Source organism: Kordia periserrulae (assembly GCF_003054265.1).
Lineage (GTDB): Bacteria > Bacteroidota > Bacteroidia > Flavobacteriales > Flavobacteriaceae > Kordia > Kordia periserrulae.
Genome location: NZ_QBKT01000010.1, coordinates 63,749 through 89,276, shown reverse-complemented (window position 1 = coordinate 89,276; position 25,528 = coordinate 63,749). Strand labels below are relative to the sequence as shown.

The window sequence follows — 25,528 nt, the reverse complement described above, 5'->3', positions numbered from 1 at the left end:
GCTAGAAATCATCTAGCTTTTCGAATTAGATTTATGGTGAGAATTTATTTTTTACTTCCAAAAAGGCGTTGAAAAAAGCTTTTGGTTTTTTTAGAAGCTTCTCCAAGAGTTTCTTTGGCTTCTTCGGAGAATTCTTCAAAGCGTTCGCCAGCTTCTTCTGCAAACTCACTTACTTTTTCTTTTATATCTTCAATGACTTCTTTGGCTTCTTCGCTAAATTCTGAAAACTTTTCTTTAGCTACTTCCTTGTATTCATCATATTTCTCTTTCGCATCTTCGGCAAAATCAGCCGCTTTTTCTTGTGTTTTTTCAGAGAAATCGGCAAACTTTTCTTTGGCTTCTTCTGTAAATTCAGCCGTTTTTTCCTTTGCTTCTTCATAGGCTTCTTTGGCATCTTCGGCAAAATCGGCGGCTTTTTCTTGTGCTTTTTCAGAGAAATCGGCAAACTTTTCTTTCGCTTCTCCTGAAAATTCAGCTGTTTTTTCTTTCGCGCTTTCAAACGCTTCTTTGGCTTCTTCCTTAAAATGACTCGCCTTTTCTTTGGCTTTATCTGCAAATTCTGCCGCTTTTTCCTTGAGGTTGTGCAGCGTTTCTTTTACTTCGTCTTTCAGTTCTTCCGCTTTCGTATCGCGAACAATTTTTGCTTTGTGTACTTTCTCTTCAGACTCCGGTTTTTTTTGGGAAGAAGTGTCTTTATCTTTGCTCATATAGATTCCTTTTTAAATGCTATTTAATTAGTAAAAAGTAGCTTGTATTTGTTACAATGTACAAAGAAAACTATTGAAATGCTTTATCAATTGGTTCCCATAATTCAATTTTATTGCCTTCTGGGTCCACAATCCAGCCAAATTTTCCATAGCTGTATTCTTCTATTTCGCCGACAACCGTTACGCCTTCTTCTTTCAAGACTTTTAATAATTCCACTAAATTTTCTACCCGAAAGTTCATCATAAATTGCTTCTCACTAGGTTGAAAATACTTGGTGTCGTTGGGAAATGTGCTCCACTGTGTGGAACAATCGTTGCCTTCTTGGTCTTTCCACCAAAACGTACAACCGTAATCGTCAACGGGCAAGCCTAAATGTTTTCCATACCAATTTTTTAATCCTTTTGGATCTTCCGTTTTAAAGAAAAATCCGCCCAATCCAGTTACTCTATTTTTCATAAGTTCGTTGTTTCGTAGTTAATTTTATGGTTGTTTTTTATGTACTATTAATGTTGAAATCAGCGAAACAATAACGCCGATGACAAATACCATCATCATGGAGACAAAAAATACAAGAATCGGGTTTTTAAAGGCTTCACTTTGTTTCAAAACGGCAAGTTTTGCCAATCGCAATTCTTCTCCAACAAGATGGGTTTGCGAATCCAACATAGCGTATTTATAGGTTATAAATTCTGCTGGAAACTCAGGATGTATCACGCTAATATATATAGCGTCAATAATACCAAAGGCAATGGCGGGAAATAACGAAATCAGGATGCCGATACCAAGTATTTCTTTAAAGCTAATTTCTTTGTCTTGATGTAGTTTTACAAAGTGTTTTATTCCGTAAAAAGACACGCTCACTGAAGCAATCATTGTAAGGTAGCCAATAATTCCGTGCGTTTTAAACGCCAATGCATTTCCAAAATAAAGCACGGTCGAAAATAATATTACAGCTATAATAAAACCGTATATTCCGTATATGCGCACTAGTTTGTTCATTCTTGAAAAAACACTAAGTTAGTAATTTTAGGCTATTGCTACGAACTCGCTTTTCGCTGTAAGGTTAGTGCCGAAATGATGGAAATAATCATTCCTAAAATAAACACAATCGCAAACATCAATATGGCACCAAATGTAGGAGTTCCGTAGTCTTTAGCCATTTCGGTAGCTTCGTTTATTTTTTGAAATTTTTCTGCCGAATTTAAGTCGGAAGCGTTGATAGCATCAATTTGATACGCCAAATATTGCTGCGGAAATTCCGGATTTACATAAGCGACGTAGATGTAATCAATAATCGCAAAGCCAATCGCAGCGCATAAAGCAATCAGAATTCCGATGATGAATCCGTCTTTAAAACTGATATTTCCATTTTGTGTTGCTTTGTGATGTTTAATTCCGAAGTATATAGGAATAAGACAAACAATTATTGTGACATATCCAAGGACTTCTTGTGTTTTGAATGACAAGTTTTGTCCAAAATACAAAGCAAGAAAGAATAAAATGAGCGCGATGATAAGTGTGCTGATTCCGTATTTTTTGATGGTGGTTTTCATGTCGAATAGTTTTAAGATTTCTAAGCCAAAAGTAGCAGTAAGTACTGAAATTGTACTCATACGAAAGTACCAATCTGCTCATACGAAGGTAGTATTTTTAGAAAAATGGCAAGATGCCATATTATTCAAAGTATCGAGTTGTATTAATAAAATAGAAACATCTTTAATATTTTAGCATAGGTAAATACTTATGTTTTTATTACGGGATTACCGTAAGTCATTGATAATCTGTATTTGTAACTTACAATTATATATAACTTTAAATATTTTAATTATGAAAAAAAGAAATTTAAAATCTTTGAACCTTAATAAGAAATCAGTTTCAAAGTTAAATTCTCAGATAAAAGGAGGAGCTACTTATCGAGCTTCGTGCGGTTGCCAATCAGATACATGTAATGAAACATTTACTTGCCGACTTTACGGATGTGCAGACCAATAATATTTATGTAAAGCGACTTTTGTGAGTCGCTTTTTTTATCTCTCAAAATAAAGAGTTTTCAATAAATTTTTACTGATAAGTATAAAAATATATTTTTAGTGCGGCAAGATGCGCAACTCTTTAGCCTTTTGAATAGCTTGTGTTCTGCGTTTTACATTAAGTTTGGTGTATACGTTGGAAACATGTGTTTTTATTGTGCTTTCAGAAACGAATAGGAGTGAAGCAATTTCTTTGTTAGAATGTCCTTTGGCGAGTTTGCACAGCACTTCGTATTCACGTTTGCTCAATCCTAAATCTTCTATTTTTTGCGTGTCAATATTAGGTTTAGTCAAAGATGTTTTTGACTGATTTTTTCTTTTGTTAATATACAATCCCACAAAAAAGAAGACAATGGCAACCGCGGCAATGATATATTCTAGGGAAGATTTTCCTTTGACGATGGAGAATTTACTCAACTGAATCAACGCCAGCAATGCAATGATGAGTGTTGCAAATATGAACACTGTTTTTTTCATATCAATGAAAGTGTTTTTTGAATTTGTCTACAATCGTTTGCGCCAATTTTTCTTTACTCTCCACGGTCCAACCCGCAACATGTGGCGAAAGCAACACATTTTCAGCAGCAATCAAATACTGAAAAGCTTCTGGCATTTGTGCGTCTTGAAATAGGTTTTCAAACGAACTTTTTTCATATTCCAACACGTCCAAACCAGCACCTAAGATTTTCCCTGATTGCAAGGCTGCTACCAAATCTTGCGTTACCACACTTTTACCACGCGCGGTATTAATCAACCAAAAATTATGATGAAACGCGTTGATAAATTCCATATCAATCATGTTGATGGTCAACGGTGTTTGCGGTGTGTGCAAACTGAGTACTGTAGCTCGTTTTTGTAGTGTTTCTAGCGAAACTTGCGTTGCATTTTCATCGCCGATATTCTCCTTCACATCATAAAAAAGTACTTCCACATCAAATCCGCGTAGTTTTTTGGCAAACGCTTTTCCCATGTTTCCGTAACCGATAATACCTACCGTTTGTCCGTCCAATTCCACACCGCGATTGGCTTCGCGCAACCATTTTCCAGCGCGAACTTCGCGGTCTGCTTTGTTGAGTTTGTTTAGGAGCGACAACAACATTCCCAACGCGTGTTCGCCTACAGCGTTTCGGTTTCCTTCTGGTGCCGCAATCAGTTGGATGCCTTGTTGTTCGGCAAATGCTACATCAATATTTTCCAAACCTGCACCTACGCGACCGATAAATTTTAAATTGGTAGCTTTCGCTAGAAATTCCGCATCAATCGTAAAACGACTCCGAATAATACAACCGTCATAGTGGTGAATTTTCGCCATAATTTCTTCTCGCGAAGACGTGTAATCTTCGTGATTGATATGTCCTAAAGCGGCAAGTTGTTGTATGAGTAACGGATGATTTTCATCCAAATGTAAAATAGTCACGGATTAGATTTTTGGATAGTTGGTTTGTGTTTTTTCGTGTTGTACATTGCCTGTGTGCGCAGTAGACAGTTTCTCGAAAAGCAATACATGTACTTCTTCGCCATTTTTGGTGAAAGGGAAATGTTCTACACCTTTTGGAACAACGATAATTTCACCTTCGGTAACCGTTACTGTCTTGTCGCGAAACTTCATATACAACGTTCCTTTTACGACTTGAAACAATTCGTCTTCCTCTTCGTGTGTATGCCACACAAATTCGCCTTGAATTTTAGCAAGGAGCACTTGCATATCATCTACAATAGCAATTTGATGTGGATGCCATTGCGCGCTGAATTTTTGAAATTTTTCTTTAATATTGATTGCATTCATACAACGAATGTACAAGATTTTACGATGTCTTCATCAAAATATTGAAAACAAAATCTTCTTTTCCAATGCTAAACGATTGCGTATGATGTTTGTGAAAGTCATGTGTTTCGTAAAAGTTCAATGCGCGTTGGTCGGTATGCAGTTCCTTAATCCACACACGTTTTAAGTTTAGTTTTTGTAGTTCTTCAAAGAAATCTACTTTGAGTTGATTGCCATTTCCTTCTGCGCGATACTCTTTTAAGATGTACAATTTTTGCAGTTCCGCTGCTTCTTTGTAGTTGGTATCAGGCACAGGCATGTCTTTTTTGAGTTTGGCAAAACCTACAGGAAGCGTTTGTACATAGGCAATCCAAAAAACATTTTCGCTATTTTCAATAGAAGCTTTCATTTTCTCTTCAGAAAATTTCTTGTCAATATACAGTCGGAGTTCTTCTTCGGAAGAAAATAAATTACCAAACGATTCCGAAAAATTGATTTTTGCCAATAGTGAAATATACTTAGCATCTTCAGGAGTTGCTTTTCGTATGGTGTGATGTGCCATGCTGTATTTTGCCTTTTCAGTAGTTGTGTTGTATGGAGCTTCTTTTTGTAAGTAAACGATGTAAAAAGGAGAATAGTATAGTGGCGCGACTAAAGTTTTTAAGTTTCAACATCAAATTATTTCCTAATAAATGTTAAATAGCGTGCGAATGGTTACAAACACACCTATCCGACCTCAAAATCAAGTCAAAATTTAAGATTCCTACTTATTTTCGAATCACTAATACGTACTAGTCATGGCGGACTCCGAAAAGCCAAATAGTAAAAAGAGTAGGAGATTAAATTATATACTATGAAAAAAAATCTTAAATCATTGTCATTAAAAAAATCAGTAATTTCTGAGTTAAATTCTCAAAGTGCGCAAGGTATTAAAGGAGGAACCAGAAGTGTATTAACACAGGAAGATACTATGTGTACATCTAATGCTATTGGTTGTCAGCCAACAGTGAATTATACTTGTGGATAAAAAAGCAGGCAATGCTGAAATTTATGGAAGGCGGACTCAGAAGAGTTCGCTTTTTTTTAAATACCGATGATGAGTTTCGCAATTAAAAAGTAAATCAAAATTCCGAAAATATCATTGCTGGTGGTAATAAAAGGTCCGGTTGCAATTGCGGGATCAATTCCACGCTTGTTCAAGAAGAGTGGAATAAAAGTACCAATGATGCCTGCAACTACAATGACAACAATGAGTGATGCAGAAATTGCCAACGCTTCTATAGGGTTTTCTTTCCATATCCAAACCACAAAGAAAAGGATTATCGCTAAGACAAGTCCGTTGAGAAATGCCAATAACATTTCTTTCCACAAACGATTGTTGATGCTTCCTCTAATATCGTCATTCGCCAAACCTTGCACAATAATTGCGCTCGATTGTACACCGACATTTCCCGCCATAGCGGCGATGAGCGGCGTAAAAAAGAACAGAATGGCATATTTGCTAATCATTTCTTCAAAACCTTCCATGATGGCTGCGGCGCCAATTCCACCAACCAATCCTAAAAATAACCAAGGCAAGCGTGCGCGCGTCAATTGCCAAATGCTATCATCTGCTTCAACGTCTTTCGTAATACCAGCGGCCAATTGGTAATCTTTTTCGGCTTCTTCACGAATGACATCTACAATATCATCAATAGTAATACGTCCAACTAAGCGCTGCATTTCGTCTACCACAGGAATGGCTTCCAAATCGTATTTTGACATCACTTTGGCAACATCTTCCGCTTTGTCGTGTACGTTTACATAATCTACTTTTGGAATGTATATCTCTTTGATAGGTGTTCGAGTAGAAGTAGTGAGTAAGTCTTTTAACGAAAGTCGTCCTTTTAAAATATCGTCATCGTCCACTACGTAAATGGAATGCACACGCGTTACTTCTTCTGCTTGTTTGCGCATTTCTCTAACGCACGTCATCACGTTCCAGTTTTCATTTACCCAAACCAATTCTTTTGCCATCAATCCACCCGCAGAATTTTCATCATAGCGAAGAAGTTCTACAATTTCTTTGGCATGTTCTCTATCTTCCAGTTCGGAAATTACTTCTTGTCTTCGTTCGTCAGGAAGTTCTGAAATGATATCTGCCGCGTCATCGGTATCGAGTTCGTCAATTTCTTCGGCGATTTCTTTGGCAGAAAGATTTTCAAGAATTTTTTCACGTACATCTTCATTAAGCTCAGTTAAGATGTCTGATGTCTTTTCACTGTCGAGCAGCTTGATGATATACGTTGCTTCTTCAAGATTTAAGTCGTCAATAATTTCTGCAACATCAGCATAGTGAACTTCTTCTAAGAGTTCTAGAAGTTCTGAATCTTTAGTTCCTTCAATGAGAAGTTGTACATTCTCAATGAGTTCTTCGCTGAGTTTAAATGGCGTCATTGGCTATCTTGATGGTTAAATCTACAAATCCTTGAACACTTACTTGTTCTGGTCGTAGCCCAAAGATAGCATCTTCTTTTAAATTATTTGAAAGATTGAATGTTTTTAAACTGTTACGAAGCGTTTTTCTACGTTGTTGAAAAGCTGTTTTTACCACTCTAAAGAAGAGTTTTTCATTGCACGGAAGTGTAAAGTTTTCTTTTCGAATCAATCGCATTACGCCCGAATCTACTTTTGGTGGCGGATTGAACACATCTGGCGGAACAGTAAAGAGATATTCCGCATCGTAAAATGCTTGTGTCAATACCGAGAGAATTCCGTAGGTTTTGTTGCCGTGCGGCGCGCAAATTCGTTGTGCGACTTCTTTTTGAAACATACCGCTAAACTCAGGAATTTGGTCACGCATTTCCAAAGTTTTGAAAACGATTTGCGTCGAAATGTTGTACGGAAAGTTTCCGATGATGGCAAACGATTCGTCGTGGAAGGTTTTCTTCAAATCATATTTTAAAAAATCTTCTTCCAAAATACGTTCTGAGAGTTGCAAATAGTGTGCTTGTAAGTACACAACCGATTCGGTGTCAATTTCACACACATACGTTGCAATTGGTTTTTTGAGCAAGTATTTCGTCAAAACGCCCATTCCAGGACCAATTTCAAGCACGTTTTTGTAGCCATTCAGCGTCAGCGTATCTGCAATGCGTTGTGCCACATTTTCGTCTTTTAAGAAATGTTGTCCTAGGTGTTTTTTAGCTCTTACTTTATCGCTCATACCGTTTTAAATTGTGTGTTTTAGGCAGTTTTAATGCGTTCTTGTAGCAAGGATTCTATTTCCTGCCTATCTTTTTTAGAAAACCATGAAAGTTCAATATCGTATTGTTTTCCATCTTTTGAAATTACATACGGTTCGCTGCCGCCTCTACTGGGATGGTACGACGCCAATTCGTCAAAATTCTTTCTAAAACGATTGGTTCTAATTCTAGTCTCATTAATCGTAATTTGTGGTTTTCCTCGCAAGAGAATCAGTAGAATAAATAGTAAACCAACAATGCCAAAAATAGCGTCTAAAATATATTTGATAAACACTAAATTTTTTCGAAACTTTATACTGAGCGTTTCTGCTAGCTTGTCCGAAAGTTGCGTGATGATGTAAAAAAACGTTCCAATGACGACAATGATTAAAATTGCTTTAATGAAGTAAGAAAGTTGTGAATAGTATCGTTTTTCCATCGTTTCTTAGGCTTTGAAATCTTCAATAATTTTCAATTCGGTTCTGAAACCAACCATCGTATCTGCAAATTTTTTCATGCCTTCTTCGCGCAAACGCGGTGCATCTTCTTCGTAATAGGCATCCAAATGTGCGCGCGATTTTGCTGTGTACTGAACAGAATAGGTAATGCCGCCCGTTTCTTCATCAACCAATACTTCTGTAAATCGAGCTTCGGTAAATTTTCCTGTGGCAAGTACGTCAGGAATGTGTGTTTTTATCCAGCTTAAAAATTCTTCTTGAACGTGTGCTGCAATGTTGATTGTTATGTTGTAAATGTACATACGACTGTTTTGTAATGAATTGCAAAATTACGGTTTTAAGCTGAATTATTTATGTAGTCTTAAGTTAACGTGAGTTCGATATAACTATTTTTTTATGTAGCTGATTACTAATAGATTATACTCAATGTCAAACTGACAATTAGTTATTTATCAGTGAATTATGAATTGAATAGTGATTTCTTAAATCGAACTCACGTTAAGTTAAACAATGCTTGATAATTACCAAACAGGATATTTGTTATTTATGACAGTAGGATTGCCTTCTGCGATAAGTTTTTGTTGGTAGCTGTATAATTTTATCCAACCGTTAGAATCGCAACAACCATATTGTACAATTCTATATAAATTTGGTTCAAATTGAATTTCATTACCTTCTGTTTCTTTAATAGTAAATTCGATATTTGTTGGATTGTTGAAATTCCGTATTTCCGCACTGATTTTTACAAGTCCACCTTCTGCACCATTTACCAATTCTGACACCTTGTTTATTTTCGCAATATGATAAGTCATATTATAATTTTTTGATGTAGTATCTAGTATTCTAAAAACTTCATAATTGATTTCAGAAATAACATATTTAGGACTGTATTTTAATCCATTTATAATATCGCTTTCATACAACGTGAAACTTGATTTTTCGGCATCATAATAGTTTATTTTTGAAGAGTCTACAGCTTTTTCATGTACTTTTCCGATAGTTTTTCCATCTTTCTTGCAATTGTAGAAACAACTAAGAATTAAAATGATAAAAGTTAATTTTTTCATTAAAAGCTTTCGAATTAATTCACCGCATCACCACGCAATCTTCTATACGATTTTTGCGCTTCTACGTAATGAATGCTGTCTTGGTGATTGAAAATGATTTCTTCAAAGAATTGCTTGGCTTTTTCTTCATCGTCAAAATGGTTGAGGTAGAGTTGCGCCATCGCAAAATACGCGTCGTCTGCTAAAATATCGTCTTTGTAAAATTCGATGATTTTTTGGTAATTGAGTCGCGCTTTGTCATATTCGCCGCGTTTTTCGTAGAGTTGCGCTTGCATTAACAAGGCTTCGTCTTCAATTTTTTCACCTTTGTGATTTTGTAAAATATCTTCCAACACCGCAATCGCTTCTGTTTCTTTTTTTTGATACGATAACAAATCGGCTTTTGCATATTTTTTTAAGGCAGTTTGTGTGGAATCTTCCAGAGAATTATCAGAAATAATCAATTTTAATTGCAATGCATCGTTTGCAATTAATTGCGATACGGACGATTTCAACACTTTGAGTTGCGTTTCTGCCCATTCAAAATCGCCTTTGTAATAGCTGGTTCGTGCTACGCGAAATCGCGCTTCTTGTCCCACAATATCATTTTTCAACGATTTTTGCACTTGCGAAAAGTAAATCAATGCCTGATTGAATTGCTCTTGATACACCAAAATATCACCTAACGCCAATTTTACGACAGCTTCTTGTCGCGAAGTTAACTTCAATTCTGAAGCTTCTTTTAAATAGGCAATGGCAGCTTCGGATTCGTTTTTTTGAAATGCTAAAAAGTTGGCGTAATCGCGTTGTAATAAAATGGTTCTAAAGTTGCGACCGTATTTGGTGAGTAATTCATTAAATCGTTGTTCAATAGCGTCAAAATTGCCATCGGTAACCGTTTCAATATCTAGTTGTAGTAAGTTTTGCGACGCTCGGATAATGGTCATATCCTGCGTAGAGTTTTCTATGATATAATTTAGAATCTCGCGTGCAGTTTCCTTGTCATTATCTTCAATGCTTAAATTTGCCAACTCAAAAATACGTTGCAACGAATAGTCGCCGTTCATGTAAATGGCTTTTTCTTGGATGAACGCTCTTTTGTATTGTTTCTGTTGGATAAACAACCAACTTAGCAATTCGTTCCACAGCAAATTCGGCTCTTCTTGCTCGCGTTTGAGCAGTAATTTTCGAAAAAGTCGATTGTTTTCATCATTCGGATCGTTTCGTAAAAACTGGCTGATGATGCGTTGCGCATAGCCTTTTTGTTCTACGCGGTCTCTGATGAGGTCTAAATAGCTAGAAAACATCTTTTCAATGTCACCTTTTTCGCCATAAATTCGCGCAATATTGTTGAGAAAGTTGTAGTTGGGATTTTGCTCCATGGCAGATTTGTACACGCGCAAAGCATAATCTAACAACGATTTTTTCTCAAAAGCACGCCCAACACTATAGGATGCTGTGATTTTCTGTTCAGAATAGGTTACTGCTTTTTCGTAATATGTATTTGCCGTAATGGAATCTTTTTTTAAATCGTAATTAAAGCCAGTTTCCACCAACAAAATTGGATTAAATTTAGGCTGTTCTATGGCTGTTAGTAACAAGGTTTCTGCCGTGTCAAAGTCTTCCAATTGCTGATGACTATTTACCAAACCAATAAAATAATTGATTTTACGAGGCGATTGTTTGTAGAGCTTTTCATAGGCAACCATCGCTTTTTTATATTCTCCTTTTTCGTAATACTGTTGTGCTAAGGCTTCACTTTGCGCCCACGTTTGTGAACACAAGCATGCACAGAATAAGAAACTTATGAGGAATCGCATACAATAGCTTTTAGTTCAAAGATAGCATAAAGTATGTTAAATAAATGGTAATGTTTGATTTTTAGACCGCGCTTTCGCGCTGTTAGATGTTAGACCGTGCTTTCAGCACTTTTAGATTCTAGATTCTAGATTCTTGACTCGCTTTGCTAAAATTCTCAATACTTACAGCAATCGCGGGTTTCCAATTCGTGATGGCATGAAAAGCAAAATGCGCCATTACAAGTGAAAACTCGCAACAACGCATTTCTATCAGCTATAATTCCATAGATTAAAACTATTTAAAACTAGGTTTGGGTATATAGCATTTTTTGTTAAGTTCGAATATGATACGTACTAGCTATTAATCTATGGATACGCAACATATTAGTCGTTTAAAATTTGGGTATGCAAATCTAGCTATATTATCGATAAAAAGCAAAAAACATCGACAAAATGCATTATCGATGTTTTTTTAATGTATGTTTTTCTAGTTAAGAAATCTTGTCAAAACCTGTGTAACGACGCAAAACTTCTGGAATTTCGATGCCGTCTTCCGTTTGGTAATTTTCTAAGATTCCAGCCAATACTCTTGGCAAGGCTAAGGCACTTCCGTTAAGCGTATGCGCCAATTGCTTATTGCCGTCTTTATCTTTGATACGAAGTTTTAAACGATTGGCTTGAAAGGTTTCAAAATTCGATACCGAACTGATTTCCAACCAACGATCTTGCGCTGTTGAAAATACTTCAAAATCGTAGGTGAGTGCTGAGGTAAATCCTAAATCGCCACCGCACAAACGCAAGATTCTATACGGAAGTTTCAATTCTTCTAAAATTTCTTTTACATGCTCCACCATGCTATCTAAAGCGGCATACGAATCTTCAGGACGTTCTATACGAACAATTTCCACTTTGTCAAATTGATGCAAACGATTCAACCCGCGTACATGCGCTCCGTAACTTCCTGCTTCACGGCGAAAACAAGGTGTGTACCCTGTACAGCAAATTGGCAAATCTTCTGCTTTTAGCATATCGTCACGAAACATATTCGTTACCGGAACTTCCGCTGTCGGAATCAAATACAAATCGTCGCCTGTTACATGATACATTTGCCCTTCTTTATCTGGCAATTGCCCAGTTCCGTAGCCTGAAGCTTCATTCACCAAATGCGGCACTTGATATTCCGTATAACCAGCCTCGGTATTTTTATCTAAAAAATACTGAATTAACGCACGTTGCAAACGCGCTCCTTTTCCTTTGTACACAGGAAATCCTGCACCTGTAATTTTGTTTCCAAGTTCAAAATCGATGATGTCGTATTTTTTAGCCAATTCCCAATGTGGTTGTGCATTTTCATGTAAAACCGGAATATCGCCAGCACGAAATACTTCTTCGTTATCATCTTCGCTATTTCCCGCAGGCACCAATTCGTTGGGTACATTTGGAATGGTATATAAAAGCTCGGCAACGGCAGTTTCTTTTTCTTTTAAATCTGCTTTCAGCGTTTCTGCAGTTGTTTTTAACTGTGCGCTTTTTTCGCGTAAAATTTCTGCTTTTTGACGCTCACCACTTTTAAATAGTTGCCCAATTTCTTTGGATAATTTATTAGAAGAAGCCAACGTGTTGTCCAATTCTACTTGCAAACTTCGGCGTGCTTCGTCCAACGAAACTACGTCATTTACAATTGCGGTAGCATCAAAATTTCGTTTCTTCAAAGCGTCAATAATCTGTGCTTTGTTCTCTCTAATAAATTGTAATTGTAACATTTTGTTATGATGTTTTTGGCGTTTCCAAAAGCTTCCTTCGAGTGCCTCAGTATGCTTTTTGGTCAGGCTTTCAGCAGTCGCTCTCTATGAGGAGCTCCAACAATGCTTCAATCCTTAACGCACGGATTTATGAAGCCACAAAAATAATCAAATTAAGAGAATTGACGTATTATTTTTCGGCTTAGAATTGTGGAATTTTGAAAATTAGTTTTCTGATGATTTTTTGGACTCGTTATCGTATTTACTTTTAAACGGTAATAACCAATCGTGATGCGAAAAATGTGACCATTCTTCTGCAGCTATATCTACTTCAGGATTGAAAAGGCGTTGGCGCGGATGATTGTTTACTCTGACCATTCCGTTTGCATAAATGGCGACATCAACACCTTTTTTGGCATATTCCTTTTTTAAGAATTGTACAAATTGCCACATCATATCAGGTTTTACTGCGATGCGAGCCGCTTGTTTTGCAGAGGTATATTTTGACGGACTTACATACGTAATATCGTTGTTTTCTTTGTTGACGACTTTAAAAGAAATGTTTCCACTTTTGGAGCGTAACATCATACGCCAGCTTAAACGATGTCCTTCTTCTGTCCACAATACATCATCTTCAAATGTCCAATGACGCAATGGCAACAGCATTTGAGAAATAAAGTAGATAACAAAAATAGGAACTGCCCAGTTTTTATGCGGAGATACAATTACTTCATCACCTTTATAGATTTCTTTTTGCTTTAAGACGATATTGTTATTTTTATAAGCGCGTCCGTTTTTTATAAAATATGCACACTTTTTAAAGAACTTTTTTTCCCTCATAAAAATATTGCGAATGGTTTCTGGCTCAAAAAAGAACAGACATAATGCCAGTGACATATACGGGAAAATTCCGATGTGCAATACAAACGAATTGAATAAGTGGAAAATGATAGAACAGATAAAGAAAAAGACACGCGTGCGTTTCCATAACAATCCAGGAACGACCAGCAAATCAAATCCGATGCCAACATAAGTTAGCATTACGTGAATCCACTTTTGCTGCAGAAATTCGCCAATAATTGGTAAATCTCTTCGTCCTGCCATTAGATTCGTGGTGACTTCACCTGTCCACCAATCTGGATACATTTTGGCAACGGAAGCATACGTATATACAATGAATAATTGCAGTATAAAAATGACCAACACCCAATTGGGCATGTGAATTTTTTTGAGAGCTGGATTTTTTTTCGCATCTACCGAAAGGTAATGATGCGCAGGCACTATCCACATAAATACACACAATAATACCAACAAATAGTAGTGATTGTTGTATGAGGTTTTTTGCATCAAATACACACTTGTCCACATAATGGTAAACAAACCAATGCTCCAGCGATATTTGTAGCCAATCATCACCATAAAACCACAGATTCCCATGATGGCAAAGTAAAAGTAGAAACCGTAGGTATAGTCTGCCATATTGAGCCATTCAATACCAAACAGATTGAAGTCGAGAAGTGGTTTTCGCAACGTTTGCTGCATTGGTGTTAAGATGCCTTCAAAACCAATAAACGGAAATGTGAATTCTGGTTCAATAAACGTCCGTTTTACCCAACCTGTGAATATTGCACCAAATCCTTCCAAACCTATTAACAACCCAAAAAACACTCGAAATACAATGAGCGATGTGTTGTCTACTTGTTTGTACAGAAATTTAGTGAGCATGGTAGTTTTGAATTAGCGTTTCGCAAGTTTGTTTGTCTTTTTCTAATTGCGCTTGTAACGCTGTTACAGAACCAAATTTTCGTTCGTCACGCAAGCGTTTTATCAATCGAATTTGAACTTTTTTGCCATAAATATCACGATTAAAATTAAAAAAATGTACTTCAATCGTTTGGTTGGTGCCTTTTACGGTTGGGTTTGTGCCAATATTCATCATGCCAAAGACAGTTTCTCCATCCAATGCACTTTTTACAAAATACACACCTTGTTTCGGAATGAGTTTATAGGTTTCTTTGATGTGAATGTTTGCCGTTGGAAAATCAATTGTATTTCCCAGTCCTTTCCCTGCAATGACCGTTCCTGTCAGCATAAATTCATACCCGAGATAGGTATTTGCCGTCGTAATATCGCCTTCGTTGAGTGCTTTTCTAATTTTGGTAGAGCTGATAGTGATATCGTCAATTTCTTTGGCTTTGATTTCTTCTACTTTAAAGTCAAATGCTTGTCCGAATTCGCGCAAATCGTCAATGTTTGCCGTTCGGTTTCTGCCAAAACGATGATCGTATCCGATGATGATTTTTTTCAAGTTTAAATGGTCAATGAGGAAATTGCGAACAAAATCGCGTGCTTTGAGTCGCGAAAATTCTTTATTAAACGGATAAATAATCAGCGTGTCGAGTCCTGTAGCTTCTAAGAGTTCTACGCGTTCGTCAATCGTATTGATGAGTTTGATATTGCTATCTTGCTGTAATACCATTCGCGGATGCGGAAAAAAAGTGAGCAGCATCGTATTTAAGCCTTCTGATTTTTCAATAAGATTTTCGATAATCTTTTTATGTCCTACATGCACGCCATCAAAAGTACCAATGGTAATTGCGGATGGACTTTCAGCTTTGTATGCCTCAAAAAAATCTATGGTATTCACTAGGCGGTCTTTTTTACAAAACTATTTAATTCTTTTGCAAAAAATAAATAATCTGGTTGTAATCTTTTTTTTTGGATAAATGTGCATTCACAGACAAAAATAATTCCTTCGTCGCTTATTTTTGGTTAATTCGTCGAAAAATAGCGGTAAATTTATGTTGCTATTTGAAAAATAATGATTTTTGGGCAATTCTAACAAAACCCCTAATCTTAAATAAATAGCTATGAAGCAACAATTACGCTTCGGTTTGCTAGCATTTTTCTTTTTGATTTCCTCCGTTGGGTTGGCACAAAACAACGATTGGAAAAAGCTACAAACCGTTACCGATACGGAATCTGTATCAAAATTAAACTTATCAGAACAAAAGGTTGACTTTTTTGAGTTGAATCTTGAAAGCTTCAAACAACAACTGAATAGTGCTCCTTTCCGTGGAACTACTTTCAATTCAAATACTGTATTGCAAATTCCAGGTATTGATGGAAAGTTGGAAACGTTTAAAATGTATGAAGCTTCTGTATTCGCTCCAGAATTGGCAGCAAAGTTTCCAGACATTAAATCGTATGTAGGATTTAGTCAGGAGAATTACGGTGCAGAAGTTCGTTTGAGTATTTCACACAAAGGTGTACAAACAATGATTTCGTATCCTAACAGACCAACAGTGTTTATGCAGCCTGCTGGAAACGATAGTTCAACTTATGTTGTGTATACAAGAGATGCGCGCACGCGTACTGTAAGTGAATTTAATTGTACTACTATTGATGAAGTACAGTCAAGATTGACGGATGATTCAAACGTTCAGTTAGAGGATGCAAACGATCAAATACTACGTACGTTCCGAATTGCGATTTCTGTAACAGGAGAGTATACACAATATCACGGAGGTACTGTAGCAGATGCTATGGCAGCCATCAACGCAACAATGACTAGAGTAAATGCTATTTTTGAAGTTGATATGGCGGTTACTTTTGAAGTGATTGCTAATAATGATACCATTGTATTTACCAACGCAAATTCCGATCCGTATTCTCCTGCAAGTTCAGGAGCAGGTGGTGCTTGGAATTTGGAACTTCAAAACTACTTAACGGGCTCTATTGGAAATGCAGCATACGACATTGGACATTTATTTGGTGCTTCTGGTGGTGGTGGAAATGCGGGTTGTATTGGTTGTGTTTGTGTAGATGATACAGCTTCAACTAACGACCGAAATAAAGGAAGTGCTTATACATCTCCAGCAGATGCAATTCCAGAAGGCGATACGTTTGATGTAGATTATGTGGCGCACGAAATTGGTCACCAAATGGGAGCCAACCACACATGGGCATTTAATACAGAAGGAACAGGTGTAAACTCCGAGCCAGGAAGTGGATCAACAGTAATGGCGTATGCAGGAATTACAGGAGCAAACAACGTACAGCAAAATAGTGATCCGTATTTTCACTATCACAGTATCCGACAAGTATTGGATAACCTAGTAACGCGTACGTGTTGGCAAGCGAATAGTTCGCCAGCTATCGCAAACAATCCTCCGAGTGCTGATGCTGGGAGCAATCATGTAATTCCGCAAGGAACTGCGTATGTATTACGTGGAAGTGCAACCGATCCTGATAGTGGCGATACATTGACGTATTGCTGGGAACAAACGGATAGCGGACAAGTAACAAATACGTCTTTTGGACCAACAGTTACCAACGGTTCTATGAACCGTTCGTTATCACCAACAACTTCTCCAAATAGATATATTCCAAAATTGAGCAGAGTTGCTTCTGGAAATTTAACACAAACGAATCCAACGATTAATAGTGCCTGGGAAACCGTAGCTACTGTCAACAGAACGATGAATTGGGCATTGACAGTTAGAGATAGAGAACCAACAGCGACAGGACTTGGTGGACAAACAAGCTATGATACGATGTCGATTCAAGTAACAACGACGGCAGGACCTTTTACGGTAACGTCGCAAACATCTAATGTAAGTTGGGAAATGGGAACGTCGCAAACCGTAACTTGGAACGTAGCAAATACCAATATTGCACCTGTAAATACTGCTAACGTAAATATTTTAATGTCTGTGGACGGTGGCGCAACATTTCCTTACACATTAGCGACTAACGTTCCTAACGATGGTTCGCAACAAGTAACAGTTCCAATTACTCCAGCAACATCGCAAGCAAGAATCATTGTAGAAGGAGCAGGAAATATTTTCTTTGCGATGAATTCTAGTAATTTTACCTTAGTTGAACCAGATTTTGCCTTAGTTTTTGCAGATAATGATGAAACAGCTTGTCAGCCAGCAAACGCGGTATACAACTTTACATACAACGCTTTTAACGGATTTAGTGGAACAACTACATTCTCAACATCTGGATTGCCTTCTGGCGCAACGGCTACATTTAACCCAACAAGCGCTTCTGTAGATGGAACGCCAGTAACATTGACAATTTCAGGAACGGCAGGAGTAACGCCAAATACGTATTTGTTCTCAGCAGATGGAACTTCTGGAGGAACAACACGTTCTGCAGATTTATTTTTGAGTGTATTCCCAAGTAGTTTAACGCCAGTAACCTTAGTTACTCCGTCTAATAGTGCTACAAATCTTCCTGTCAATTCAATGTTTGATTGGTCGACAAATAGTTTAACAGACGGATATCTTATAGAAATAGCTACCGATCCTGGATTTACAAGTATTGTAGAGTCAGCAACTGTAGCAAACGCCAATTACACACCATCTTCATTGGCACAATCTACAACGTATTATTGGAGAGTTGGTGTTTCTAACGAATGTGCTTCTATGGCATATTCGAGCACGTATTCGTTCACTACACAATCGTGTGCGGTTTGTGCTTCGGTAGCCAATACAAGTTTTGAAACGAGTACTACTTTGGTAAACTTCGAGAGCATTAACCGAGTTTCCGCAAAACCTAGTGGATATAGTGATTACACCGCTACTGATATTGCTACTGTAACAAAAGAATCGTCGTATCCAATTACGATAAACGTTAATACAGACGGAAATTACACTACTCGTACACTTGTTTGGATTGATTGGAATCAAAACTGTAGTTTTGATGACCCAGGAGAGGAGTATGATTTAGGTTCGGCAAACAATGTTGGTGACGGACCAACTTCAAATTCTGGTATGATGATTCTTGTACCAAGTACAGCTGCCACTGGCGCAACAACTATGCGTGTATCTACAAAATATAATGTATTGCCAACTTCTTGTGAAAATGGAGCAGATGCGGAAGTAGAAGATTATAGAATTAATGTGGAAAATACCTTATCAACGGTTGAAAATGAATTGGAAGATTTCGCTATTTGGCCAAATCCGACACGCGGGAAGTTTATCGTGAAATTTACGTCGGCTTCTTCAGATGATATTACAATCGATGTTTTTGATATTCGCGGACGCGCAATTTTCTCTAACAAATACAACAATACAACAAACTTTACAGAGGAAGTAAATATCGGTGCTGTACAAGCAGGCATGTATATGGTTCGTGTGAATGATGGAGAGCGTGTTACTGTAAAGAAATTGATTGTAAAATAATAAACATAACCTAACTAAACTAAATACAAAAAGAGAGGCGGTAACGTCTCTCTTTTTATTTTTATGATGTGTGGGAAGGTGTTAAGCCAGTTTTCAAGGACTTTTTTCCAACTTTTCTATCTAACTTTCTATTTTCCATTAAAGGCATTCATGGTGTTGGAAATACCAGCAGTTCCAAAGGATTTGATGACTTCTGCACTTTTTTCTAAGCGTTCTGGGAGTTTTTCGTTTTCTTCTGAAGTCCATTCGCCTAAGACATAATTTACTTGTCTGCCTTTTCCAAAATCAGCACTAATTCCGAAGCGAAAACGCGGATATTTTGTCGTGTTTAGTAAGGCTTGTACACTTTTAAGTCCGTTGTGTCCGCCATCACTTCCTTTTGTTTTTACGCGAATTGTTCCGAACTCTAAATTCAAATCATCGGTAATAATTAAAATATTTTCGACAGGAATTTTCTCTTTCGTCATCCAATAGCGAACCGCTTTTCCGCTGAGGTTCATGTATGTGTTTGGTTTTAAAAGTATAAACGTACGTCCTTTGAAACGATACGTAGCCACATCGCCCAATTTATCTGTAGTAAACGTTAATTCTTCGTTCTTTGCGAAATGATCTAATATTTTGAATCCAATATTATGTCGTGTATTTTCATATTCGCTACCAATATTCCCTAAACCAACAATAAGAAATTTTTTCATAGGATTCGTTTCTTCAATAGTCAATGCTGTTTTTGATGGAGATAAACCTAATATCTCTTTAAAAAAGTGAAGCATAGTATAAAATTTCTACAAAAATAAAAAAGCATTCCATATCGGAATGCTTTTACTATTGCTAAGTAATAGAATTACTTCTTTTTTCCAGCTTCTTTTTCTGCTTTTGCAGCTTCTTGAGCAGCTTTCATTGCAGCACGTGAAATTCTTACTTGACAAACTACCGTGTTATCTGGATGTAACAATTTGTAGTTATCGTTTTGTAATGCTGTAACGTATAATTTGTTTCCAATTTCCAATCCAGAAATATCTGCTTTGATATAATCTGGTAAGTTCTTTGGCAATGCTTTTACTTTTAATTTACGCTTGTTTAAACGTAAAACTCCACCAGCCATTACTCCAGGAGCTTTTCCTGTGATAGAAACAGGAATGTCCATAGTAATTTCTTTATCCTCGAATAAACGGTAGAAGTCAATGTGTAAAATTTTGTCAGATACAGGGTGAAATTGAATATCCTGTAAAATAGCATTGTGTGTAGAACCGTCTTCTAATGCAATCACAACAGTGTGCGCATTTGGAGTATACACTAATTTAGAAAATGATAATTCTTCTGCTGAAAAGTGTAATGGGTTATCTCCTCCGTATAATACGCAAGGAACCTTTCCAGCATTACGTAAGGCTTTTGTTGCTACTTTGCCCACGCTTTCTCTTTGAGATCCGTTAATTGTAATTGATTTCATCTTGAATGTTTATATTTAATTTTAATTACATTAAAAATTTTGAACTGATAGAAGTGTTGGTTTGTACACGTTGCATTACATCTGCAAATAAATTGGCACAACTTACCACTTTAATCTTTTTCGATTCTTGGCGTAAAGGAATAGAATCAGTTACGATTAATTCTTCCAATTTTGAATTTTCTATTCGCTCATACGCTTGTCCTGATAAAATAGGATGTGTACATATTGCACGTACAGATAATGCTCCTTTTTCCATCATAACTTCTGCGGCTTTGGTTAATGTTCCGGCAGTATCTACCATATCATCTACTAAAACCACATTTTTTCCTGTTACATCACCAATCAATTCCATGTGTGAAATGACGTTGGCTTTTTTGCGTTGTTTGTAACAGATAACAACGTCGCTTTCCAAAAACTTAGAATAGGCATACGCTCTTTTTGAACCTCCCATATCTGGAGAAGCAACGGTAAGCTTGTCTAAGTTTAACTTTCGCAAGTATGGCAAAAACACGGTAGAAGCAAACAAATGATCTACAGGCTTTTCAAAGAACCCTTGAATCTGGTCTGCGTGCAAGTCCATCGTAATAATTCGCGTTGCACCTGCGACTTCTAGCATTTTCGCTATCAACTTTGCGCCAATCGGAACTCTTGGCTTGTCTTTACGATCTTGTCGCGCCCAACCGAAATATGGAAGCACCGCCGTAATATGACGTGCAGAAGCTCTTTTAGCGGCATCTAACATTAACAACATTTGCATCAAATGATCTGAGTTTGGAAACGTAGATCCTATGATAAACACTCTAGCACCGCGAACCGATTCTTCAAACGAAGGTTGAAATTCACCATCACTGTAGGTTGAGAACGTAACTTTACCTAACTCTGTACCATATTCTTTTGCAATTTTTCTTGCGAGCTCTTCACTCTGTGTACAGGCGAAAATCTTTGGTTCTGGGACAGTATAGGCCATTTAAAAATCTGTTTAGTAGTTAGTTAATCGTTGTGTTGTGTTAAATGAGGTGCAAATTTAGAAATTTTATACAACTCTAAAAGCTTTTATTTCTTTTTTTAGTGGAGAATTAAAAATATTTTCTAAATTTGCACTCCTTTTGAAACAATTACCAAGAAAAAAATGCTCGAGTGGCGGAATTGGTAGACGCGCTGGATTCAAAATCCAGTTCTTTCGGGAGTGTGGGTTCGATTCCCACCTCGAGTACTAGAAACTTCTTCTATAAAGTAAAATCCCAACATCACTGTTGGGATTTTTTTATTTCTACAATCTACTATCTAAAAATGTTAAAGGGGAATTTTCCCCTTAGGATTTATTGTAAATATTTTCTTTCTTTATGTTGTTATTAATTCCTAAATTTTATATCATGAAAAAAAGAATTTAAAAGCACTAAAGCTGAACAAAAAGTCAATTTCGCAATTACATGGGAATGCAATTAAAGGAGGAGATTCTGCATTTTGTTACACCTACTTTTGTACTTGGGATTGCACTATAGATTGTATTTCGGAACAATGCTCCTATCGTGACCCTTGTCCTTCAAGTTGGATATATATTTGTGCTCCATGCGAAACTACAACTGTAGAAACAAAATAGAGGAATTGTATTAAACAACTGAGAATAAATAAATTTCCCTAATAACTTTGTATAGCATTTTAATTGTAATTATTACTTAATCAGTGATAATACAAAATGTAATTTCAGTATTTTTTCCAAGATAACGACTAAGACTCGCTAGTAAACTTAACTCATCTCTTTTAAACTAGTCAAATCTTAGTCGTTTCTATTTTATCAAAGAATAATTCAACATTCAACATAAAATTGAAATAAATTATAAAATGAAAAACTCAACATATAAAATTAAAATTAATTTTGCTAACAGCTAACAGCTAACAGCTAACAGCTAACAGCTAACAGCTAACAGCTAACAGCTAACAGCTAACAGCTAACAGCTAACGATTCTCCTCCAACATCTCAAACAAATTCACATCATTCCCTAACATAACTTCTGGAATTTCGTGACGCGTGGCACCATCGTCTGGGCCGTTTTCTAGTTTTAACACACCTCGTGGACATACCGCGCTGCAAATTCCACAACCGACACACGAAGAACGCACAATGTTTTGTCCTTTTTGAGCGTATGCTCTCACGTCAATTCCTTGTTCACAATACGTAGAACAGTTTCCGCAGGAAATACATTGTCCGCCGTTAGTCGTAATTCTAAATTTTGATTTGAAACGTTGTACCAATCCCAAATACGCGGCTAATGGACAACCAAAACGACACCAAACTCTGTTTCCGAAAATTGGGTAGAATCCTGTTCCAATCACGCCTGCAAAGATAGAACCAATCAAAAATCCATAGGTGTCTTTTACCAATTGGGTTTTAATTCCCAATACAACATCCGCTCCTGTAAAATAGGCGTACAACGTCATTCCTGTCATCAAAATGGCAAAAACCAACACACCGTGAATCAACCAGCGTTCTATTTGCCATGCACGAAGCGATTTGTCGGATAAATGTCTGTACGGATCGCCCAAGGTTTCTGCCAATCCGCCGCAGCCGCAAACCCACGAGCAATACCAACGTTTTCCGAAAAAGTAGACCATCACAGGAACAACGACAATCGTTAAAACCGTTCCCCAAACGAGAATAAAAATTCCGATAAAGCCACTATTGGCAAGTGTTTTCAAATTCCATTCAAAGAAAAAATCATAATCTAACGGAAACGCATTTTTAAAATCGTACCACGGCATTTCCAAACTCACCATGATTTCTGGAATTAGAAAGGCAAATGCAATCTGAAAGAACAATACAGAAGTCGTACGCAATATTTGATATTTGTTATGACGGTATTTGATATACATGCGAATTCCCATGACAACCGTCACGATACAATACAAGAAACCATATAAAAACCACTGACTCGCCATGTTGCCACTAATACTTTGGCTAATCGGGTCAACGATATACGTCCAATTCACAATATAATCTGGATAGAAGTAGAGTAGTATATAAAATCCGACAAGGAACAAAAAGACAAACCAACCAATCCAGCCTCTGTTGGTGGCAGCGCTATGCCAAATGCCATTGTTTTTAATGCCTGGAATTGGTTTGAGATAGAGTTGCGGAATGATAAATAGCAACGCGCCAATAATTCCCAATCCAAATGTCAAAAACCAAAACAACCCTTTGTGTTCGCGGACAGGTCCAGCACCGATATCTTTGGCAATCTCGTACGAAAAGCTGTGCTTTTTATCCCAAATAACCTTATCCCACTCTTGATTTGCTTTGTGTGTTTCATTCGCATCTTCAATAGCCGAAACGATATTTGATGAAAATGTAAACGGTGTTGAAAATTCTTTTCCAACGGTTGATTCTTGTAAATTTTTGACAAAAAGTTCACTTTTAATACCTTTATTTTGAACAACTTCATCTAGTTTTTCAGTGCTCAATTCATACGAGCCGATGAACGGAAGTATGGTGAAAATAGCAAGTCCCGCTAAAAAAAGACTCAATCCTATATGTTGTATTGCTTTCATGTTGTAACGTTTTGATGCGATTAAGAAAATTGAAAAATACGTTTCCAGCTTCTCTTTTTCAGTTGAATGTTGGTGTGGTGTTCTTGGTTGAATTGCGCTACGATATCTTTTTCGTGTAATTTGTAAAATTCAGGATCGAAATTGGCGTCGGCTAAATGTTCCAACACGTATTCTACTGAGCGTTTTTCTGTCAACCATTTGTCAAAAGCATGATGTCGCATGCGAATTCCGAAGGTGTTGATGCCCAAAAACTCATGTGTTTCCTTGTGAAAAGCTATCGTAATACACAAATGCTCTTTTGGATGTTTCCAGTGAAAATGTTGTTCATACTCTGGTCGTCCGCGTTCGCCAAAAACCCAGCCGTAGGTTTGGTATTCAATGTCTAAAAACTTAGCAGAATTGAACCAATGTCCCGGATTGTATTCTTTCGGATTGCCACAAATGGTTTGTGCTACCGTTTCGCCCATCATGCGTCCTGTGTACCAAACGGCTTCAATCGGTCTGCGGTTTCCAATAGCTTCCTGTTGTTCGGCACAATCGCCAATGGCGTAAATATCTTTTACATTCGTTTCTAGCTTCCGATTCACCTTCACGCCGCGTCCCAATTCGATGTTTGATTCTTTTAAGAAATCTACATTCGGTGAAACTCCTGCGGTCAATCCAACCACATCACAAGCAATTTCTTCGCCCGTTTCTTTGATGATGATGGATTTCACTTTTCCGTGTTCGTCTGCTTTGATTTCTTGTAAATTCACACCTAAGCGCAAATCAATATGGTGTTCTCTAATATGTTCGTTAATCATTGCAGATTCGCCCGCAGGCAACACGCCATTCCAAAAACTACTTTCACGCACTAAAAATGTCACAGGAATATCACGACTTTGCAACATTTCGGCAAGTTCAATTCCAATCAATCCGCCACCGACAATCACAGCGCGTTTGCAGACTTTGTTATTTGGTGCGAACTTTTCCAAAGTTTCCAAATCTTGTTTGTGATACATGCCCATCACGCCTTCCAAATCCTGTCCTGGCCAACCAAATTTGTTGGGTTTGGAACCTGTGGCGATGATGAGTTTGTCATATTGCATGGTTTCTCCGTTGGCAAATACCAATTCTTTAGAAGCGTCGTTGATGTGTGTGACGAATCCTTTTTTGAGTTCGATGCGATTCTTTTCCCAAAACCAATTTTCGTACGGTTGTGTGTGTTCAAACTTCATGTGTCCCATGTAAATGTACATCAATGCTGTACGCGAGAAGAAGTATTCGGTTTCTGCCGAAATGATGGTAATGCGTTTGTCAGAAAGCTTCCGAATATGTCTGGCAGCCGTGACTCCTGAAATTCCGTTACCGATAATTACAATATGTTCCATAGGTGTAATGGTTAGTTAATTTTTGACTCGATAATCGAGATTTAATTGCTTCGATGCTTAAGTCGAAATTTTTAATTGTTTTCTCTGAATGCTTCACGGGCTTGTCCCTAGGCAATTGACAAAGTTGATTGTGTATGAATGAACTCACGTCGGGAATTCTGTCGAAGCTAAAGTTAAGAACTTAAACGAGAGCAAGAAT

Annotated in this window: 24 protein-coding genes and 1 tRNA gene; 3 read left to right on the top strand and 22 right to left on the bottom strand. The window is 37.2% G+C overall.

Annotated elements, in window-relative coordinates:
• Nucleotides 1–44: 44 nt before the first annotated feature.
• From C8N46_RS17575 to C8N46_RS17540, 8 genes are all read right to left on the bottom strand, one after another.
• Nucleotides 45–707, bottom strand: coding sequence for a hypothetical protein (locus tag C8N46_RS17575; protein ID WP_108116419.1), 663 nt, complete (start codon nt 705–707; stop codon nt 45–47).
• 70 nt (nt 708–777) lie between these two features.
• Complete coding sequence (locus tag C8N46_RS17570; protein WP_108116418.1) at nt 778–1,164, bottom strand: VOC family protein; 387 nt, start codon at nt 1,162–1,164, stop codon at nt 778–780.
• Nucleotides 1,165–1,188: 24 nt separating this feature from the next.
• Nucleotides 1,189–1,707 (bottom strand): DUF4199 domain-containing protein, encoded by a 519-nt coding sequence (locus C8N46_RS17565; protein WP_108116417.1) that lies wholly within the window; start codon nt 1,705–1,707, stop codon nt 1,189–1,191.
• A gap of 38 nt (nt 1,708–1,745) precedes the next feature.
• Complete coding sequence (locus C8N46_RS17560; protein ID WP_158269195.1) at nt 1,746–2,261, bottom strand: DUF4199 domain-containing protein; 516 nt, start codon at nt 2,259–2,261, stop codon at nt 1,746–1,748.
• Between the two features lie 534 nt (nt 2,262–2,795).
• Nucleotides 2,796–3,215, bottom strand: coding sequence for a response regulator transcription factor (locus C8N46_RS21010; RefSeq protein ID WP_108116415.1), 420 nt, complete (start codon nt 3,213–3,215; stop codon nt 2,796–2,798).
• A 1-nt stretch (nt 3,216) separates the two neighbouring features.
• Complete coding sequence (locus C8N46_RS17550; protein WP_108116414.1) at nt 3,217–4,155, bottom strand: 2-hydroxyacid dehydrogenase; 939 nt, start codon at nt 4,153–4,155, stop codon at nt 3,217–3,219.
• Nucleotides 4,156–4,158: 3 nt separating this feature from the next.
• Nucleotides 4,159–4,524 (bottom strand): cupin domain-containing protein, encoded by a 366-nt coding sequence (locus C8N46_RS17545; protein ID WP_108116413.1) that lies wholly within the window; start codon nt 4,522–4,524, stop codon nt 4,159–4,161.
• A gap of 19 nt (nt 4,525–4,543) precedes the next feature.
• A complete protein-coding gene (locus C8N46_RS17540; protein WP_108116412.1) occupies nt 4,544–5,065 on the bottom strand; it encodes a GNAT family N-acetyltransferase in 522 nt (173 codons plus the stop codon).
• Between the two features lie 291 nt (nt 5,066–5,356).
• Here C8N46_RS17540 and C8N46_RS20645 point away from each other — a divergent pair, with 291 nt between their 5' ends.
• On the top strand, nt 5,357–5,530 hold the full coding sequence (locus C8N46_RS20645; protein ID WP_158269194.1) for a class I lanthipeptide: 174 nt from the start codon (nt 5,357–5,359) through the stop codon (nt 5,528–5,530).
• 56 nt (nt 5,531–5,586) lie between these two features.
• Here C8N46_RS20645 and mgtE read toward each other — a convergent pair whose 3' ends face one another.
• The 9 genes from mgtE to C8N46_RS17495 form a co-directional block, all read right to left on the bottom strand.
• Nucleotides 5,587–6,939 (bottom strand): magnesium transporter, encoded by a 1,353-nt coding sequence (gene mgtE, locus C8N46_RS17535; RefSeq protein ID WP_108116411.1) that lies wholly within the window; start codon nt 6,937–6,939, stop codon nt 5,587–5,589.
• A complete protein-coding gene (gene rsmA, locus C8N46_RS17530; RefSeq protein WP_108116410.1) occupies nt 6,926–7,708 on the bottom strand; it encodes a 16S rRNA (adenine(1518)-N(6)/adenine(1519)-N(6))-dimethyltransferase RsmA in 783 nt (260 codons plus the stop codon). The genes mgtE and rsmA overlap by 14 nt, the downstream gene beginning before the upstream one ends.
• Before the next feature lie 20 nt (nt 7,709–7,728).
• Complete coding sequence (locus C8N46_RS17525; RefSeq protein WP_108116409.1) at nt 7,729–8,166, bottom strand: hypothetical protein; 438 nt, start codon at nt 8,164–8,166, stop codon at nt 7,729–7,731.
• Between the two features lie 6 nt (nt 8,167–8,172).
• Nucleotides 8,173–8,487, bottom strand: coding sequence for a DUF4286 family protein (locus tag C8N46_RS17520; RefSeq protein WP_108116408.1), 315 nt, complete (start codon nt 8,485–8,487; stop codon nt 8,173–8,175).
• 219 nt (nt 8,488–8,706) lie between these two features.
• A complete protein-coding gene (locus C8N46_RS17515; protein WP_108116407.1) occupies nt 8,707–9,252 on the bottom strand; it encodes a hypothetical protein in 546 nt (181 codons plus the stop codon).
• A 14-nt stretch (nt 9,253–9,266) separates the two neighbouring features.
• On the bottom strand, nt 9,267–11,051 hold the full coding sequence (locus C8N46_RS17510; protein ID WP_108116406.1) for a tetratricopeptide repeat protein: 1,785 nt from the start codon (nt 11,049–11,051) through the stop codon (nt 9,267–9,269).
• A gap of 470 nt (nt 11,052–11,521) precedes the next feature.
• Nucleotides 11,522–12,793 carry a serine--tRNA ligase gene (gene serS, locus C8N46_RS17505; RefSeq protein ID WP_108116405.1) on the bottom strand — a complete coding sequence of 424 codons (1,272 nt, stop codon included), beginning with the start codon at nt 12,791–12,793 and terminating at the stop codon, nt 11,522–11,524.
• Nucleotides 12,794–12,997: 204 nt separating this feature from the next.
• Nucleotides 12,998–14,497 carry an HTTM domain-containing protein gene (locus C8N46_RS17500; protein ID WP_108116404.1) on the bottom strand — a complete coding sequence of 500 codons (1,500 nt, stop codon included), beginning with the start codon at nt 14,495–14,497 and terminating at the stop codon, nt 12,998–13,000.
• Entirely contained in the window at nt 14,487–15,419 is a 933-nt protein-coding gene (locus C8N46_RS17495; protein ID WP_108116403.1) for a bifunctional riboflavin kinase/FAD synthetase, read from the bottom strand. The genes C8N46_RS17500 and C8N46_RS17495 overlap by 11 nt, the downstream gene beginning before the upstream one ends.
• Before the next feature lie 223 nt (nt 15,420–15,642).
• Here C8N46_RS17495 and C8N46_RS17490 point away from each other — a divergent pair, with 223 nt between their 5' ends.
• Nucleotides 15,643–18,966: a reprolysin-like metallopeptidase gene (locus C8N46_RS17490; RefSeq protein WP_108116402.1), complete on the top strand. Its 3,324-nt coding sequence runs from the start codon at nt 15,643–15,645 to the stop codon at nt 18,964–18,966.
• 128 nt (nt 18,967–19,094) lie between these two features.
• Here the strand turns inward: C8N46_RS17490 and pth are convergent, their stop codons facing one another.
• The 3 genes from pth to C8N46_RS17475 all read right to left on the bottom strand — a co-directional run bounded on the left by pth (nt 19,095) and on the right by C8N46_RS17475 (nt 21,380).
• Nucleotides 19,095–19,736 carry an aminoacyl-tRNA hydrolase gene (pth, locus tag C8N46_RS17485; RefSeq protein ID WP_170110099.1) on the bottom strand — a complete coding sequence of 214 codons (642 nt, stop codon included), beginning with the start codon at nt 19,734–19,736 and terminating at the stop codon, nt 19,095–19,097.
• A gap of 71 nt (nt 19,737–19,807) precedes the next feature.
• Nucleotides 19,808–20,413 carry a 50S ribosomal protein L25/general stress protein Ctc gene (locus tag C8N46_RS17480; RefSeq protein ID WP_108116401.1) on the bottom strand — a complete coding sequence of 202 codons (606 nt, stop codon included), beginning with the start codon at nt 20,411–20,413 and terminating at the stop codon, nt 19,808–19,810.
• A 25-nt stretch (nt 20,414–20,438) separates the two neighbouring features.
• Nucleotides 20,439–21,380: a ribose-phosphate pyrophosphokinase gene (locus C8N46_RS17475; protein WP_108116400.1), complete on the bottom strand. Its 942-nt coding sequence runs from the start codon at nt 21,378–21,380 to the stop codon at nt 20,439–20,441.
• Nucleotides 21,381–21,544: 164 nt separating this feature from the next.
• Here C8N46_RS17475 and C8N46_RS17470 point away from each other — a divergent pair.
• Nucleotides 21,545–21,626, top strand: a tRNA-Leu gene (locus C8N46_RS17470).
• Between the two features lie 743 nt (nt 21,627–22,369).
• Here C8N46_RS17470 and C8N46_RS17465 read toward each other — a convergent pair.
• Both C8N46_RS17465 and C8N46_RS17460 read right to left on the bottom strand, forming a co-directional pair.
• Nucleotides 22,370–23,959 (bottom strand): 4Fe-4S binding protein, encoded by a 1,590-nt coding sequence (locus tag C8N46_RS17465; protein WP_108116399.1) that lies wholly within the window; start codon nt 23,957–23,959, stop codon nt 22,370–22,372.
• Between the two features lie 20 nt (nt 23,960–23,979).
• Complete coding sequence (locus tag C8N46_RS17460; RefSeq protein ID WP_108116398.1) at nt 23,980–25,329, bottom strand: NAD(P)/FAD-dependent oxidoreductase; 1,350 nt, start codon at nt 25,327–25,329, stop codon at nt 23,980–23,982.
• Nucleotides 25,330–25,528 lie beyond the last annotated feature (199 nt).